The following is a 15,640-nucleotide window of genomic DNA, read 5'->3' as shown; positions in this document are numbered from 1 at the left end:
AGAGTCAGGATCATGGCGATGTAGAAGCCGGAGAAGGTTGCGGCATACACCATCGGCCAGGCGGCGAACAAGGCGCCACCGGCAGTGACCAGCCAAACCTGGTTACCTTCCCAGTGCGGCCCCATGGTGTTGAGCATCACGCGGCGCTCGACATCTTTCTTGCCGACGAACGGGAGCAGTGCGCCTACCCCCATGTCGAAGCCGTCAGTGATGGCAAAACCGATCAGCAGTACGCCGACCAGAGCCCACCAGATGACACGCAGAGTTTCGTAATCAAACATGGTCGCTCTCCTTATGCCTTGATCTGTTCAAAGTGATACTTGCCAGTCTTCAGGCTGCTGGGGCCAAGACGGGCATACTTGAACATCAGGTACATCTCGATAACCAGAAGTACGGTATAGAACAGGCAGATACCGATCAGAGAGAACCAGATCTCGGCTGCAGGCAGGTTGGATGCAGAGAGGGAAGTCGGCAACACCTCTGCAATGGTCCACGGTTGGCGGCCATACTCAGCGACAAACCAGCCAGCTTCGATCGCGATCCACGGCAGCGGGATACCCCACAGCAGACCCTTGAGCAGCCACTTGCGCTTGCCGATCTGGTGACGGGCACTGTCATAGAAGGCCATACCAATCAGCACCAGCATCAGCATGCCGACGGCAACCATGATGCGGAAGGCGAAGAACAGCGGCAGAACCTGCGGGATGGAGTCATCCACGGCGGCCTTAATCTGCTCATCGGTAGCATCGGTCACGTTGCTGGTGTAGCGCTTGAGCAGCAGACCGTAGCCAAGATCCTGCTTCACTTCGTCGAAACGAGCGCGGGTCTCGTCAGACTTGTCACCGGATTGCAACTTGGTCAGCAGGTCGTAAGCGGTCATACCGTTGCGGACGCGCAGTTCGTGCTCGCTCTTCAGATCCTTCAGACCGGTTACCTGACCGTCCAGAGAACGGGTCGCGATAATGCCCAGTGCATAGGGGATCTTGATGGCGTAGTCGGTGCGCATCTCTTCCTGATTCGGAATACCGAACAAGGTAAAGGCGGCCGGAGCAGGTTCAGTCTCCCACTCAGCTTCGATAGCGGCCAGTTTCACCTTCTGCACTTCACCTGTCTCGTAACCGGATTCGTCACCGAGGATCAGCACGGACACGATAGAAGCCATACCGAACGCAGCGGCAATGGCGAAGGAGCGACGGGCAAACGCCACATCACGATTCTTCAGCAGGTAGTAGGAGGAGATACCCAGCACAAACATGGCGCCACAGGTATAACCAGCCGCCACAGTGTGGACGAACTTGACCTGAGCAACCGGGTTGAGCACCACGTCAGCGAAGCTCATCATCTCCATCCGCATGGATTCGAAGTTGAACTCGGCACCGACCGGGTTCTGCATCCAGCCGTTGGCGACCAGGATCCAGAGGGCGGAGAGGTTGGTACCCAGCGCCATCAACCAGGTGGCAGCCAGATGCTGATGCTTGCTCAGACGATCCCAACCAAAGAAGAACATACCGACGAAGGTGGACTCCAGGAAGAAGGCCATCAGCCCTTCGATAGCCAGCGGGGCCCCGAAGATATCGCCGACATAATGGGAGTAGTAAGCCCAGTTCGTCCCGAACTGGAACTCCATAGCCAGACCTGTGGTGACCCCCAAGGCAAAGTTGATACCAAACAACTTACCCCAGAATTTGGTCATGTCCCGGTAGATGGTGTTGTTGGTCATCACATAGACGGATTCCATGATCGCCAGGAGAAAGGCCATTCCCAGCGTCAGGGGTACAAACAAAAAGTGATAAAGGGCCGTCGCAGCGAACTGGAACCGCGATAGGTCTACCACATGCTCAGCAATCATGATGTTTCCTCACCGATTATTGGCACGGCTATTTTAAGTTTTAAGCACAAAGCTTCCGTTGGAGGTTATCGAATGAGCCTTATTGGGACGTGTCACAACAAAACGCGTTCAGTAACCACTGGCATTAACAACAAGGCAATACGAGAACACAAATAAAGCTAATGTTTAACAATTCCAAAACAATCAGCCTGAATTTATTCTCGCCCATGATGACCGGGTTTTTATATCACCTTTATTTGATTGAAATCAATGTAAAAGGACCCGCCATACATGGCTTTGAAAGGCATTTTTAATCTATTTCACGATTATTGACGCGAGCCAGATCACAAAACACGATAAAGCGTAAAACATTGATTTAAATCAATTTAAAAATTTAACATCCCGCCGCTCGGTTTAATTTGAAAAGCGTGAATGACGCGCCTTTTTCCATGTTATCCGAGTCAGGCAATCTGATTCGAAAACTCAATTTAAAATTGCAAAGAATGCATACTCATGCGAACCAATTTCATCAATAAAGACATTAGATAAACTAATTTGAAGAGTGCAATTTTTCTTGTTTGCCGGGGTCGATTCGAACTCCTACAATGCGCCTCGCAGTGAGGGCATATCCTTGGATACAGGCCGGTTAATCCAGGTTCACGGTACGTATTCGACGATCAATTTGAACCTGTCTATTGGAATCGAAGATGAAAAAGTTTGTTGCTAAAACCATCCGTTACTACAAGCTTTCCTTTGTTCAGCTCTATCAACTGAACCGACTCTGAGAGCTCGCGACGGCTCACCTGTTTATTTTCCGGTCTGTGTCCAGACGCACTCACTGTCTGTGAACATCCATCCTGAATTGTCTTTGCCCACCGCATCCGCCGTGGGCTTTTTTTTGCCCGGATAATAAAAAACCGCCTTTGACGGCGGTTTCATGTTCAAACGACTGTTTTTACTTCTCATCTGGTCGCTGAAGACCGAAATGAGCGTAGGCTCGTGTGGTCGCAATCCGTCCTCTGGGTGTACGTTGCAGATACCCTTGCTGGATCAGATAAGGCTCCAACACATCTTCGATAGTATCTTTCTCTTCCCCGATCGCGGCGGCCAGATTATCGAGACCCACCGGGCCCCCCATAAACTTGTCTATCACAGCCAACAATAACTTGCGGTCCATGAAGTCAAAACCTTCGTTATCGACATCAAGCATGTCCATGGCGCGAGCAGCAATGGGGCCGTCGATCCGGCCATCGGATTTCACCTGGGCAAAGTCGCGCACCCGCCTTAACAAACGGTTAGCAATCCGCGGCGTGCCGCGAGAGCGACGGGCGACCTCAATGGCACCATCTTCCGTCATGTCTAGCCCCAGACAACGGGCACTGCGGGAGACGATATCGGTCAGGTCCTTGACGTTGTAGAACTCCAGCCGCTGGACGATGCCGAAGCGATCCCGCAGCGGGCTGGTCAGTGAACCTGCCCGGGTGGTGGCGCCAATCAGGGTGAAGGGAGGCAGATCCAGCTTGATGGAGCGAGCCGCTGGTCCCTCCCCGATCATGATGTCGAGCTGGTAATCCTCCATCGCCGGATAGAGCACCTCCTCCACCACCGGGCTGAGGCGATGGATTTCATCGATGAACAGCACATCGTTCGGTTCGAGGTTGGTGAGCAGCGCGGCCAGATCCCCTGCTTTCTCCAGTACCGGGCCGGAGGTGGTCTTGATATTGACCCCCATCTCGTTGGCGACGATGTTGGCGAGGGTAGTCTTGCCCAGACCCGGCGGGCCGAAGATCAGCAGGTGATCGAGCGCTTCACCCCGCTGACGGGCCGCTTCGATAAAGATCTCCATCTGCTCGCAGACGGTATCCTGACCGGTGTAATCAGCCAGCTTCTTGGGGCGGATAGCCCGGTCAATAATGTCATCCTCACGGGCGGCACTGGCCGAAATGAGGCGGTCTGCTTCAATCATCAACTACCTCATACCAGGCTACGCAGGGATTCACGGATGATATCTTCCACCGACATCCCCTCTTTGGCGATCTTGCTGACAATCTGACTCGCCTGCTGCGGCTTGTAACCGAGGGCCACCAGCGCACTGGCCGCCTCCTCGGTCACATCCGGTGCCCGCAATTCGGGCTCACTGGCTGGCAGGGTGACCATGGCCGGGGAGAAGAGGTCGTGACTGACCCACCCCTTGAGGCGATCCTTCATCTCCACCACCAGCCGCTCGGCGGTCTTCTTGCCGACTCCCGGCAGTTTGACCAAAGAGCTTATCTCTTCACGTTCGACACTCAGCACAAACTGGGTAGCTGTCATGCCGGAGAGAATAGCCAGCGCCAGCTTGGGGCCGACTCCGTTGGTCTTGATCAGCTCGCGGAACAGTGCCCGCTCCTGTTTGTGGTTGAAACCATAGAGCAACTGGGCATCTTCCCGCACCACGAAGTGAGTATGGATGGTCGCTTCCTTGCCGATCTCCGGCAAATCATAGAAGCAGCTCATCGGCATCTGCACCTCATAGCCAACCCCGCCCACTTCCAGCAGGACCTCGGGGGGCTGCTTTTCAATGACAATGCCTCTCAAGCGACCAATCACGGCTCTCTCCTCACCAATACAACTATTCGTAAATTGGCTCATAGCATAAAGAATAACTGGATAAGTATCCAGCATAGGGCAGCAACACCCTTGTGGTCAGAGAGGCTTTTTATCCAATTTTCCACCATGCTTGATCGGGTGCAGCCAGTGCACGGGATGTTTCAGCGCCGCACCGGCCCCCGAGCGGGGGATAAACCACTACACTAAACCCGTTCGGAACCGAAACTGGTGCCAATGTCGATACCAAGGAAGGCCATCACATGAAAATTGTTACCACCGCCAATCTGGGTCTTGCCATATTGCTCGGCTGTACGCTGGGCATGGGGGTCGTTGGCTGGTATGGCAGCCAGCGGCTAGCCAATCTGCTCTCCTACGTACTGGGCGCCGCCTGGCAGACCGCCGACGGTGCCATGGAGGGCTCCATAGAGCTGGGCAATCAACAGCTACAGATTCAGAAGATGCAAAACGGCACCCCGCTCAATCGCGCCGAACTCGATGCAGCCAAGGCGGCGACAGATGACGCGCTGGCCCGGGTCAGCCAGGGGCAGCTCATTGATGGTGCAGCCCTTGCCACCATGGAACAGCACAAGCAGGACTATCAACAGCAACAAGAGAAGCTGCTGGCGCTCTATCACGCCTATACCGAGGTGGATCAGGCCCTGCATCACAACGCCGACCTGATGGCCCGCCTCTCGACCCAGCTGGAGGTGATCGGCGATGGCGCGGTCGAGGCGCTGACCCAATCCCCCGACCAGACCATCAGTTGGAACAGCGGCCTCTCCACCCGTTGGGAAGCGGCCGACGGGGGGATGGAATCCAACATAGGCTTTTTGCGCCAACTCTATGCGCTGGAGAAGATGCGCAGACAAGGAGTCACAGAGGCGATCAAGGCCGAGTTGAAAGAGGCGACCGATTTCTACCACGAAGCGATCGACAGCATGCTCGGCACCGGGCTGTTCGATATCGAGGGAACCGGGGAATTTGCCGGCAAGACACTGTCGGCAGAGTATCGCGCCCTGTTGGCCCGGCATCAGCAACTGATGGGACAGTGGGTCGATGCGCTCGGCAGCTATCAGGCCCAGCAGTCCGCCTATGAGGTCAGTGCCGATGAGCTGCGACAACAGCTGGTTGCCATCGAGGAGAGCGGCGATGCCACCGTCGAGGATCAGGTGGCCCAGCTCAACGGCATCATCAGCCAGACCCGAACCCTGCTGCTGGGTGGCCTGTTGCTGAGCCTGATCATGGTCACCCTCTGCGGCTTCTGGCTGACCCGCAAACTGGTAACCCCACTGCAGCAAGTAGACAAACGAATGCAGGATATCGCCGCCGGCGAGGGAGACCTCAACGCCCGCATCAACCTGCAACGGGATGACGAGATAGGCTCGCTGGCCAACAGCGTGGATCGTTTCATCGAGAAACTGCAGAAGATGATCAGCTCCACCATGGACAACAACCAGCACATCAGCGAGCACGTTCACACCTCGGTCAACCGGGTGGAGGCAATCAGCCAGAGCAGCCGCCAGACCGCCGAACATGCGCTGGCCCTGCACCACGACAGTGAACAGATGGTGCAAGTCGCCACAGGTATCTCGGACAACTGCAGCATGGCGGCCCACAATGCCAACGAGGTGCGCCAGCTGACCACCGAGAGCAGCCAGTATGTCGCCTCCGCCAGCGCGGGCATGCAACGGGTGGTACAGGAGGTGAGCGAGTGTGCCATCGCCATCAACTCCCTCAAGGAGCAGGCGGGTCAGATTGGCCAGATCATCTCCACCATCAGCGGCATCTCGGAACAGACCAACCTGCTGGCCCTCAATGCGGCCATCGAAGCGGCCCGCGCGGGGGAGATGGGACGTGGCTTTGCGGTGGTTGCGGACGAGGTGCGCACCCTGGCCAATCGCACGGCGACATCAAGCGCCGAAATTAGCCAGGTGATCAGCAGCATTCAGCAGCAGACCGAAACCGCCTATCTGATGATGCAACGCAACCTCAAGACGGTGGAGTCTGGCATGCAGGACTCCGAGAACACCAAGCAGATCCTGTTCAAGGTGGAAGGCGCCATCGACCAGCTGGCCGACATGGTGCAGCAGGTAGCCGTGGCTACCGGGCAACTGTCACACACTCTGAGCCACTCCTCTGACAAGGTCTCCGGCATCAGTCTGCAAGCCAGAACCGGCGAACAGGAGGCGCAGGAGTGTCTGCAACTCGCCTCCTCGCTCCATCAGGCCAGCCTGCTGCAGCAGCGCCTGCTCTCCCAGTTCAGGGTCTGACCCCTTTCAATAGCAAAGATGCCACTCATGTGAGTGGCATCTTTTTGTTACCGGTCGCTCATTCCTGCCGCCTTAACTTCCTCAACGTCCTATGGCCAGTTGAACAGCCAGGCTCAACATGATGATGCCAACCAGCAGATCGATCCCCTGCTGCACCCGGCCGCGGGCCAACCAGGGCGCCAGTGCCGCCGCCCCCAGCGCCAGCGAGTAGAACCACACCAACGAGGCCAGCATGGCCCCCGCAGCAAAGGCCGGACGCAGGGACTCGCTCACCTGACTGCCAAGGGAGCCGAGCAGCATCAATGTATCGAGATAGACGTGAGGATTGAGCAGCGTAACTCCCAGCGTCATCGCCAGCACGCTTTTGGCCCCCATCTGCTGAGCAGAATCGGCAACTCCCTCCCCTTTACCGCGCCAGGCACTGAGCAGGGAACGGCCACCAAACCAGCCGAGAAACAGCACACCACCCCAAGTGAGTAGCGCCATGCCGAGGGGGCTGGCGGCCAGCAGATTGGCTCCGCCAAATACGCCGATAGCAATCAGGGTGAGATCGCAGAAACTGCAGAGCGTGGCCGTCAGCAGATGGTGATTGCGATGGATGCCCCGGCTCAGCACAAAGGCATTCTGGGCGCCGATGGGGATGATCATGGCCAGACCGATGGTGAAGCCTTGCAGTGTCGTTGCGAGCATCATGGAGAGCACCGTTCGAAATGATGAATGAGCGGCACTATAGCGATGGCGGTTCCTTCTTAGAAATTCATTGATTTACTAATTGATTCATTTTGCTAATCAGCCGGAGTCACCAAAAGCCCCATCCGAAACCAATAGTCAATAGCAGGATCTGACAATTGAGAGTCCGCCGCTCAGCCCCGAGAATCAACAGGTTCTATTGCATCAGCTTGGGGAAGTTGGTGACAACTACATGCTCAAGATTCGGCAGCAAAATGCCACTGCTAATCCCCTTGGCAATGGCCTGATAACGATTCATAGAGCCAGTTTTGCGAGTGACCTGATTGAGGTGGTAATTCACCGTACGCTCGGTGATCCCCAAAATGCAGGCGATCTCCCCCGATGTTTTCCCCTCACTGGCCCAGAACAGGCATTCGGTCTCACGATCCGTCAGGACGGCTTGTTGATCCGAATCCCTCAGGCGCACAACCCTGATCGCAGCCTCGAAGATGTAATTGGCCATCCAGGAGAGGATCGGCGAGGACTCCAGCAACAGATCGCTCGAGGCCCGTTCGGAGGTGATGAAGGAGAGGATACCGTTCTCCCCGGCTGCGCCGTGCAGAGGGAAGGAGATGCCATTGCGCAATCCGAACTCGGCGGCCAGCCCCATCACGTCCATGCTTCCCTCTTGCAGAAAGCGAGCCCGCTCATCGAGGCGGTTCCAGTAAATGGGCAGCGTCTGCTTGCGTGCCAACTGAATCACAGGGTCGCACGCCAGCATGTTGTTATCGGTATAGGTCTGTACCCAGGAGATAGGGCACTGATTAAACAGTACCACTTTGGGTCTTTGCATCGACATCGGAATGATCAGGGTAAAGCCGTAATAGTCATAACCCATATCGACCGTAAAGCGACCGATCAATCCGGCAAGACGGTCACCATCCGTCACCGAAGTGAAATGTTCCAGATACTCAAACAGTTGCTCTTGTTTCATATGCTAGCCCCCCTGGCCAAGCTTCTGATTATAACGGCGAACAGGCAGAGAGAGAGTTCATAATGTTGGTTTTCAAAGGAAAATTGAGAGATCACCCACGAAACGCCGTAGAGAACGAACTCTATCAATTTCGAAATCGCGTCTTTTCCGACCGGCTAGGCTGGGACGTCGAGTCTTACCACGGTTTGGAACGCGACCGCTTTGACACACCAGACACCCATTGGGTGCTGGTCGAAGATGAACAAGGAGTCTGCGCCTGTATCCGTCTGCTCAGTTGCGCCAGCGCCTATATGTTGCCCAGCATTTTTCCCACCGCCCTTGCCGGTGAAAACGCGCCCCGCACTCCCGAGATCTGGGAACTCACTCGTCTGGCTATCGATGCGACCCGCGCTCCGTGCATGACCAATGGTGTCAGCGAGCTGACCTGCGTACTCCTTCGGGAAGCCTATGCGTTTGCTACAGCCAACGGCATCAAAGAGTTTGTTGGTGTAGCCAGCCTGCCCGCAGAACGCATTTTCCGCCGTCTCGGAATCCCTATGGCTCGTCTGGGCCACCGCCAAGCAGTAGATCTCGGTGCAGTGAAAGGTGTCGGCCTGCGCTTTTATCTGGATGAGCGATTTGCTCTGGCGGTCTCGCAGCCGCTTATCGGACACTATCAAACTGCCACCTATCGCTCGCATGAGTTAGCGGCCCAGATATAAAAAATCCCGGGAAAACAGGCCCGGGATAAACATATCGCTGTATCGCTATGACCCCGCAGGGCTGCCCCCTGCGGTCTCTAGCAGTATGCCTTCCTTACAAGACAGACCACCACTGTCAGATATCACAGCGCAACGCCCCTTCCGCCGCCCATTGTTGTCCCCTGCCGAGTGACGTAGAGTCAGCCCTTGGGCAACGGAAGGGGGAGAAGATGAAAGAGCTGGACTACAAACTGCTGCGGGCGCTGGATGCGGTACTGCAGGAGCAGAACTTCGATCGGGCGGCCAAGTCGCTCCATATCACCCAGTCGGCCATCTCCCAGCGGATCAAGCAGCTGGAGCAGCAGTTTGCCGAGCCGCTACTCATTCGCAGCCAACCGCTGCAGGCCACGCCACTCGGCCAAAAACTGCTGGCCCACTATCGGCAGGTACACCAGCTCGAGCTCGAACTGGCGGGGGAGCTGGCTCCCGATGAGCCGCAAGGGCCAATCCGGATCAGCATCGCCGTGAACGCCGACAGCCTGGCCACTTGGTTTTTGCCCGCCATTGCCCCCTTGTTGAAACAGCACCCCATCGAACTCAACCTGCTGGTCGATGACGAGAGCCGCACCCTCGACAAGGTCCGCGAGGGTCAGGCCTTTGGCGCAGTCAGCCTGCATCCCCAACCGCTAGCGGGTTGCTGCGTCGATGAGCTCGGTGAGATGAACTATCTGCTTACCGCCAGCCCCGCCTTCGTAGCCCGCCACTTCCCTCACGGCCTGACCCGTGAGGCGCTGGCCAAGGCACCGGCGGTGGCGTTCGATCAGCGCGATGACATGCATGTGAGCTTTATGAGAGAACACTTCGGACTGGAGCCGGGCGGTTATCCCTGCCATACGGTCCACTCGTCAGAGGCCTTCGTCGCCATGGCCGAACAGGGGTTGGCCTACTGCCTCATTCCCGAATTGCAAATCAGAGGCCAGCTGGCTGACGGGTCACTACTCAACCTCAGTCCCGACCACGTCCTGACGGAACGCCTCTACTGGCACCGCTGGGTACTAGAAAAAGGGGTTCACAAGCAGCTCTCCCAACGCCTTATCGACCATGCCAGATCGCAGTTGAAACCACGCTGAGCAGGCCATTCACCTTGGCTTTGCAGGACTAAAAACGTATAGTGCTGGGCGATCCTTCATCAGGTCTCCACCCAGGTTTTCACTTCAGGTTCCTCACTTATGTTCCAAGACAATCCGCTGCTGGCCCAGCTCAAGCAACAAATCCGCGAAAACATCCCGAAGAAAGAGGGTGTGATCCGCGCCTCGGACCGGGGCTTCGGCTTTCTGGAAGTCGATGAGAAGACCAGCTATTTCGTGCCGCCTCCCTACATGAAGAAGGTGATGCACGGTGACCGGGTGAGCGCCCTGATCCGCACCGAAAAAGAGAAGGAAGTGGCCGAGCCGGATGCCCTGCTGGAGCAGTCCGTCACCCGCTTCGTGGCCCGGGTCAAGATGTTCCGCGACCGCCTCAACGTGGTCGCCGACCACCCGCTGATCAAGGATGCCATCAAGGCCCGCGTCAAGAAGGGTCTGGATGAGAAAGAGTTCAAGGAAGGGGACTGGGTGGTCGCCACCCTCAAGCGCCATGCGCTGGTTGACGGCAACTTCTCTGCCGAGATCACCCAGAAGATCGCCGCACAGGAAGATCACAACGTGCCCTGGTGGGTGGTGCTGGCGCGCCACAACCTGGCCCAGGTCGAACCGGCTGATCTGCCAGAGTGGAAGGTGATCGAAGAGGAGGAGCTACCCCGTCGTGACCTGACCAAGGTGCCTTTCTTCACCATCGACGGTGCCAAGACCAAGGACATGGACGATGCGCTGGCCATCACCAAGCTGGAGAACGGCTGGGAGCTGCTGGTCGCCATCGCCGACCCGACCGCCTATGTGGCCGAAGGGAGCGAGCTGGACAAAGAGGCCGCCCAGCGCGCCTTTACCGTCTACATGCCGGGCCGCAACGTGCCGATGATCCCGCGCACCCTCTCCGACGAGCTCTGCTCCCTGAAAGAGGGTGAGGAGCGCAACACCCTGTGTGCCCGTCTGCTCATCGCCGAAGACGGTCTGCTGCTGGAGGAGACCGAGTTCTTCGCTGCCCGCATCTGCTCCCACGCCCGCCTCAACTATGACGACGTCTCCGACTGGGCCGAGCATGGCAAAGAGCTGTCCATCGACGCAGGCGTACTGGCCCAGCTGCCGCTGATGAAGGCAATGACCGAGGCACGCATCGCGTGGCGAACCGAGCATGCCCTGGTGTTCCCGGATCGTCCCGACTACGACTTCGAGCTGGGCGAGAATGGCGAAGTGCTGGCCATCCACATCGAGCCGCGCCGCATCGCCAACCGCATGGTGGAAGAGTCGATGATCGCCGCCAACATCTGCGCCGGTCGCGTGCTGGGCAAGAGCGTCGGTTACGGCATCTTCAACGTCCACACCGGCTTTGACGAAGAGTCCCTCGACGGCGCCATCGACCTGCTGAAGAGTGCCGAAGCCCCGTTCGAGCGCGACGAGATCGCCAGCCTCTCCGGCTTCTGCGCCCTGCGCCGCTGGATCGACAACCTCGACACCCGCTGGCTGGATGGCAAGATCCGCCGCTTCCAGAGCTATGCGCTGATGTCCTCCGAACCGGGCGCCCATTACGGTCTGGGTCTGGATGCTTACGCCACCTGGACCTCCCCGATCCGTAAATACGGCGACATGGTCAACCATCGTCTGCTCAAAGCCGTCATCGCCGGCAAGACCCCGGGTGAGCGCCCGAGTCAGGAGCTCACAGAGCATCTGACCGCCTGCCGCCGCCTGCACCGCATGGTGGAGCGTGACATCGGCGACTGGCTCTATGTTCGCTACCTGAAAGCCGCGGCTGGCACCGATCAGGTGTTCAATGCCGAAATCATCGACGTGATGCGTGCCGGTCTCAAGCTGCGTCTGCAGGAGAACGGCGCAGTGGTCTTCCTGCCTGCTCGCCATATTCTCGACAACAAGGATCGACTGGAGTGCAACTGGGACAACGGCCGCGTCTATCTGGACAAGACCGAGGTGGTCTACGAGCTCGGCCAGATCATCGAGGTGAAGCTGACCGAAGCGGTGGAAGAGACCCGCTCCCTTATCGCCAAGCCGGCGGTGGAGTTGGTGCCGGGCCCGGCACCGGAAGCCCCGGCGGCCGAGAGTGCGCCAGCCGATAGCAGTGAAACGCCCGCTGAAACTGCCCCCAAGGCAGAATAAGCCACGCAGAATCATCTGATCTGTCAGAGAGCCCGCCATCGTGCGGGCTCTTTTTTGCCCGGCATCCAGCCCTACAAGCAGCCATATATACCGTTATGGCACACAGTTCTATCCACGATTGGCAGAGAACGCAGTGAATGTCTCCACCAGCAGGGCTGAAAGCAACCGTTATGTGCGCTGCCTCTCCTTTCTGACATATTAATCAAGGAGAAATATGTCTATACTCGCTTGGGTACAATCCAAGGGATATTGGCATGCAGGAATGGGACCCGGAACACTTCACCAACTTCGCTCAGTTATGCGAAGTGAGCCTCGCCACCATCCGTGAAAAGACCGATGCCGAACGCCTCTACCTCTGGCTGAAAGCCCCCGAACCGCAGCTCTACAGCTTTCAGCTCGATCAGGGGCTGACCACGCTAGATCTCGCCCATCTCGGTCAACTGACCCTACCCCACCACCTGATCGACAAGGCAATGGAGAAGGGACAACTGGTGATCGAGCAGCTCCAGCCACCGCCGGATCCCGGCGAAAATGTGGAGCCCGCCCAGCCGCAGTTACGCGCCTGTTTCCCTCTCAAGCGTCACATGAAACTGGAAGGGGTCATCTATCTGGAGACCCGCCGCCGCATCGACCGCCTCTCCTCCCACCAGCGTCAGGGTATCCAGCTCCTTATTCACTATCTGACGGCCGAGCTCAGTAATCACCTGCTCTCCAGCCAGGTCAATCAGGAGCGTGACCAGCGGCTCCATACCCAGACCGATCTGGTACAGAGTCAGGCACTGCAGGGCTCCTTCCTCACCATGTTGCAGGCGCTGCACATGGTCAGCGTCACCCTCTCCCGCAGTCGCAGCGAGAACGATCTGCTGCGGGATGCCGTGTTGCTGGCCCGCAAGGAGCTGCAATTCGATCGGGTCGCCATCTTCCTGATCGAACCCGATGGCAAGACCATGCGCGGCACCTGGGGCACCAGCGAAGAGGGCGAGCTGATGGATGAACACAACTTCATCAGCCCCATTCCGGATCACCCAACGGTGCAAGAGGCGCTCAGGCGCAAGGATTACGTGCTGGTGATGGAAGATACCCCCCTCTACTACGAAAAGCAGCAGGTGGGCCGTGGCTGGAACGCCATGGTATCGCTGTGGGATGGCACCACCCCCATCGGCTGGATCGCCGCCGACAACCTGCTCTGGCACCGTCCGCTCAAAGCCTATCAGAGCGAGATCTTCAAACAGTACGCTGCCATCCTGTCGCAACTGCTGATCCGCCAGCGCACTCAGGAGCAGCTGGAAACCCTCAACCGCCAGCTGGAGGCCCGGGTCGCCGAGCGCACCATGCAGCTGGCCGAGACCAACCGTGCGCTGGAGGAGGCCAATCACCGCCTCTCCCTGCTGTCGCTGGAAGATCCCCTCACCGGCATCGCCAACCGGCGCCAGTGGGACATCACCATGCAGCGGGAGTGGGAGTGGGCACGACGCACCCAGAACCTGCTGGCGGTATTGATGATCGACGTCGACGAGTTCAAGGCCTACAACGACCACTTCGGCCATGCCAAGGGGGATCTCTGCCTGCAACAGGTGGCCCATGTGCTGCGGGATGCAGAGCGGCGCTGTACCAATCTGGTCGCCCGTTACGGCGGGGAGGAGTTCGTCATTCTGCTCTGCGCCCCCCAACCCGGTGAGGCCGAACAGCTGGCCGGACGGATCCACGATGGTCTTGCCCGCTTGAAAATGCCCCATCCCGCCTCGCGGGTTGCTGATTTCATTACGGTTAGCATAGGCTTTAGCTATCTGGTTCCCTCCCAGGACGGAGCATGGCAGACCCTGACCGAACAGGCTGACCAGGCGCTCTACCACGCCAAGTCACAAGGGAGGGCCCGCACTCTGGCCTATCGGTGATCCCATGCTGTTGCGTCGCTACCCTATCTTCAATCGTCGCCTGGCTCTGGTGGCCTACGGCATCGACTATCAGCTCAGCTCACCGGCCGAATGGCCTTCACTGGCGCAACATTGCCGCCTGCTGGCACAGGGGCGTCAATATCTGGTGCCCTTCACCCACGAACAGCTCGATGAACAGCGTCCCCTGCTGCTGGATCAGGACGCGATCCCGCTGGTTGAAGCCTCCAGCGAACGCCAGCCCAACTCGTTCCCGGTGCTGGAGCAGTGGCGCGACAGCCGGCGCAGACTGGCGGTGCACGGCGCCAACCGGGATCCACGCTGGCTCGGCGCCAGCCGCCTGCTGGTGTACTGGATGGGGGAAGAGGGGATCTGCCAGCCCACCGAACACAAGCGGATGGCGCTGAACATCGAAACCTGGGCGGATTTTCTCCCACTGCGGGAGGCGGGGGTCGACTTCTTTGCCGGCGGCTTTCTCGCCCGTCCGGAGTTGGTCAATCAGCGGGCCAACCAGCCCGATATGGCGCTGGTACAGCAGATCCTTCAGCTCATCTGCCACGAAGAGTTCTCCTTCGCTCAGGTAGCCCGCCTGCTGGAGCAGGATGCCTGGCTGCCCGGCCTGCTGCTCACCTACGTCAACGCCCCCGGCTTCGATCATGCCGCCCCCATCACCTCGGTGCCCCGTGCCCTCTCCTATCTGGGGGAGCAGGAGATCCGCAAGTTCGTACTGATCAACGGTCTGGCCCGGGTAAGCCAGCACATGCCGGAGGCCTGCACCCGCATGGCCATCGCCCGCGGCCGCTTCTGCGAGTTGATTGCCCTCACCGCCCTCGGTAAAGCAGAGGCAAGCTGGGCCTTTCTGGTGGGACTGGTGCTCGATGGCTCCCTGCTGTCGGAACCGCTGATGGCCCACCTGCCCAAGAGCGTGCAGCGCGCCATCGAACTGCACGAAGGGCCACTCTTTCATCTATTTCAGCTGGTCAGCACCTATGAACAGGGTAACTGGGCCCTGCTGGAACAGCTTGCCCCCAAATATCAACTCGATCCGGCCCAGCTCACCCCCGTCTATTTTCAGTCACAAATGTGGGGGCAAGCGTTTCTCACCAGCTAGGTGATGGCGAGGCGGGGAGCCACTGGCTAGAATGGGTTCCCTTTTTTCAGAGACTGACCCGCACCATGACGCTTTCCGGATTCCAAGGCCTGGTCTTTGACCTTGATGGCACCCTGGTCGACTCCATGCCGCTGCACCTCGCAGCCTGGGAACACACCGCCCGCGAGTTTGGCTTTCACTTCGATGCCGACTGGTTCTATGAGCTGGGTGGCATGCCGAGCCGCAAGATCGCGCTGCTGGTGGCACAGGAGCAGCAAATCCCCCTCGATCCCCTCGAAGTCACCCGCTGCAAGACCGCCCACTATGTGGCCAACCTGCACAAGGCGACCGTGTTTCCGGCC

General features: G+C 58.3%; 13 protein-coding genes. 7 read left to right on the top strand and 6 right to left on the bottom strand.

What is annotated here, in order from left to right; translation table 11 throughout:
* The 4 genes from cydB to ruvA form a co-directional block, all read right to left on the bottom strand.
* On the bottom strand, positions 1 to 281 hold a 281-nt coding region (cydB, locus tag AACS18_RS04285), incomplete at its 3' end, for a cytochrome d ubiquinol oxidase subunit II (protein ID WP_108612058.1).
* Between the two features lie 11 nt (positions 282 to 292).
* On the bottom strand, positions 293 to 1,849 hold the full coding sequence (locus AACS18_RS04280) for a cytochrome ubiquinol oxidase subunit I (protein WP_005335743.1): 1,557 nt from the start codon (positions 1,847 to 1,849) through the stop codon (positions 293 to 295).
* Positions 1,850 to 2,783: 934 nt separating this feature from the next.
* The gene (ruvB, locus tag AACS18_RS04275; RefSeq protein ID WP_005335744.1) at positions 2,784 to 3,794 is read right to left on the bottom strand and encodes a Holliday junction branch migration DNA helicase RuvB; all 1,011 of its coding nucleotides are present in this window, start codon (positions 3,792 to 3,794) and stop codon (positions 2,784 to 2,786) included.
* An 8-nt stretch (positions 3,795 to 3,802) separates the two neighbouring features.
* Entirely contained in the window at positions 3,803 to 4,417 is a 615-nt protein-coding gene (ruvA, locus tag AACS18_RS04270) for a Holliday junction branch migration protein RuvA (RefSeq protein WP_005335746.1), read from the bottom strand.
* A 260-nt stretch (positions 4,418 to 4,677) separates the two neighbouring features.
* Between ruvA and AACS18_RS04265 the strand changes: the two genes are divergently transcribed.
* Entirely contained in the window at positions 4,678 to 6,687 is a 2,010-nt protein-coding gene (locus AACS18_RS04265; RefSeq protein ID WP_108612057.1) for a methyl-accepting chemotaxis protein, read from the top strand.
* Positions 6,688 to 6,768: 81 nt separating this feature from the next.
* Here AACS18_RS04265 and lysE read toward each other — a convergent pair whose 3' ends face one another.
* Complete coding sequence (gene lysE, locus AACS18_RS04260; protein ID WP_108541268.1) at positions 6,769 to 7,377, bottom strand: L-lysine exporter; 609 nt, start codon at positions 7,375 to 7,377, stop codon at positions 6,769 to 6,771.
* A gap of 196 nt (positions 7,378 to 7,573) precedes the next feature.
* Positions 7,574 to 8,350 (bottom strand): helix-turn-helix transcriptional regulator, encoded by a 777-nt coding sequence (locus AACS18_RS04255; RefSeq protein WP_108612056.1) that lies wholly within the window; start codon positions 8,348 to 8,350, stop codon positions 7,574 to 7,576.
* A gap of 62 nt (positions 8,351 to 8,412) precedes the next feature.
* Here AACS18_RS04255 and AACS18_RS04250 point away from each other — a divergent pair, with 62 nt between their 5' ends.
* The 6 genes from AACS18_RS04250 to AACS18_RS23060 all read left to right on the top strand — a co-directional run.
* A complete protein-coding gene (locus AACS18_RS04250) occupies positions 8,413 to 9,051 on the top strand; it encodes an acyl-homoserine-lactone synthase (protein WP_021231751.1) in 639 nt (212 codons plus the stop codon).
* A gap of 209 nt (positions 9,052 to 9,260) precedes the next feature.
* Positions 9,261 to 10,160, top strand: coding sequence for a LysR family transcriptional regulator ArgP (locus AACS18_RS04245; RefSeq protein ID WP_108541264.1), 900 nt, complete (start codon positions 9,261 to 9,263; stop codon positions 10,158 to 10,160).
* 99 nt (positions 10,161 to 10,259) lie between these two features.
* A complete protein-coding gene (locus AACS18_RS04240; protein WP_108612055.1) occupies positions 10,260 to 12,296 on the top strand; it encodes an exoribonuclease II in 2,037 nt (678 codons plus the stop codon).
* A gap of 254 nt (positions 12,297 to 12,550) precedes the next feature.
* Positions 12,551 to 14,191: a sensor domain-containing diguanylate cyclase gene (locus AACS18_RS04235; RefSeq protein ID WP_108612054.1), complete on the top strand. Its 1,641-nt coding sequence runs from the start codon at positions 12,551 to 12,553 to the stop codon at positions 14,189 to 14,191.
* A 4-nt stretch (positions 14,192 to 14,195) separates the two neighbouring features.
* Entirely contained in the window at positions 14,196 to 15,299 is a 1,104-nt protein-coding gene (locus AACS18_RS04230; RefSeq protein WP_064335439.1) for an EAL and HDOD domain-containing protein, read from the top strand.
* Positions 15,300 to 15,364: 65 nt separating this feature from the next.
* A partial coding sequence (locus AACS18_RS23060; RefSeq protein WP_258228674.1) for an HAD family hydrolase occupies positions 15,365 to 15,640 on the top strand: 276 nt, incomplete at its 3' end.

Origin of the sequence: Aeromonas sp. HMWF015 (genome assembly GCF_963878965.1) — a bacterium.
GTDB classification, from domain to species: Bacteria; Pseudomonadota; Gammaproteobacteria; order Enterobacterales; family Aeromonadaceae; genus Aeromonas; species Aeromonas veronii.
This window is presented reverse-complemented; position numbering and strand designations above follow the sequence as displayed.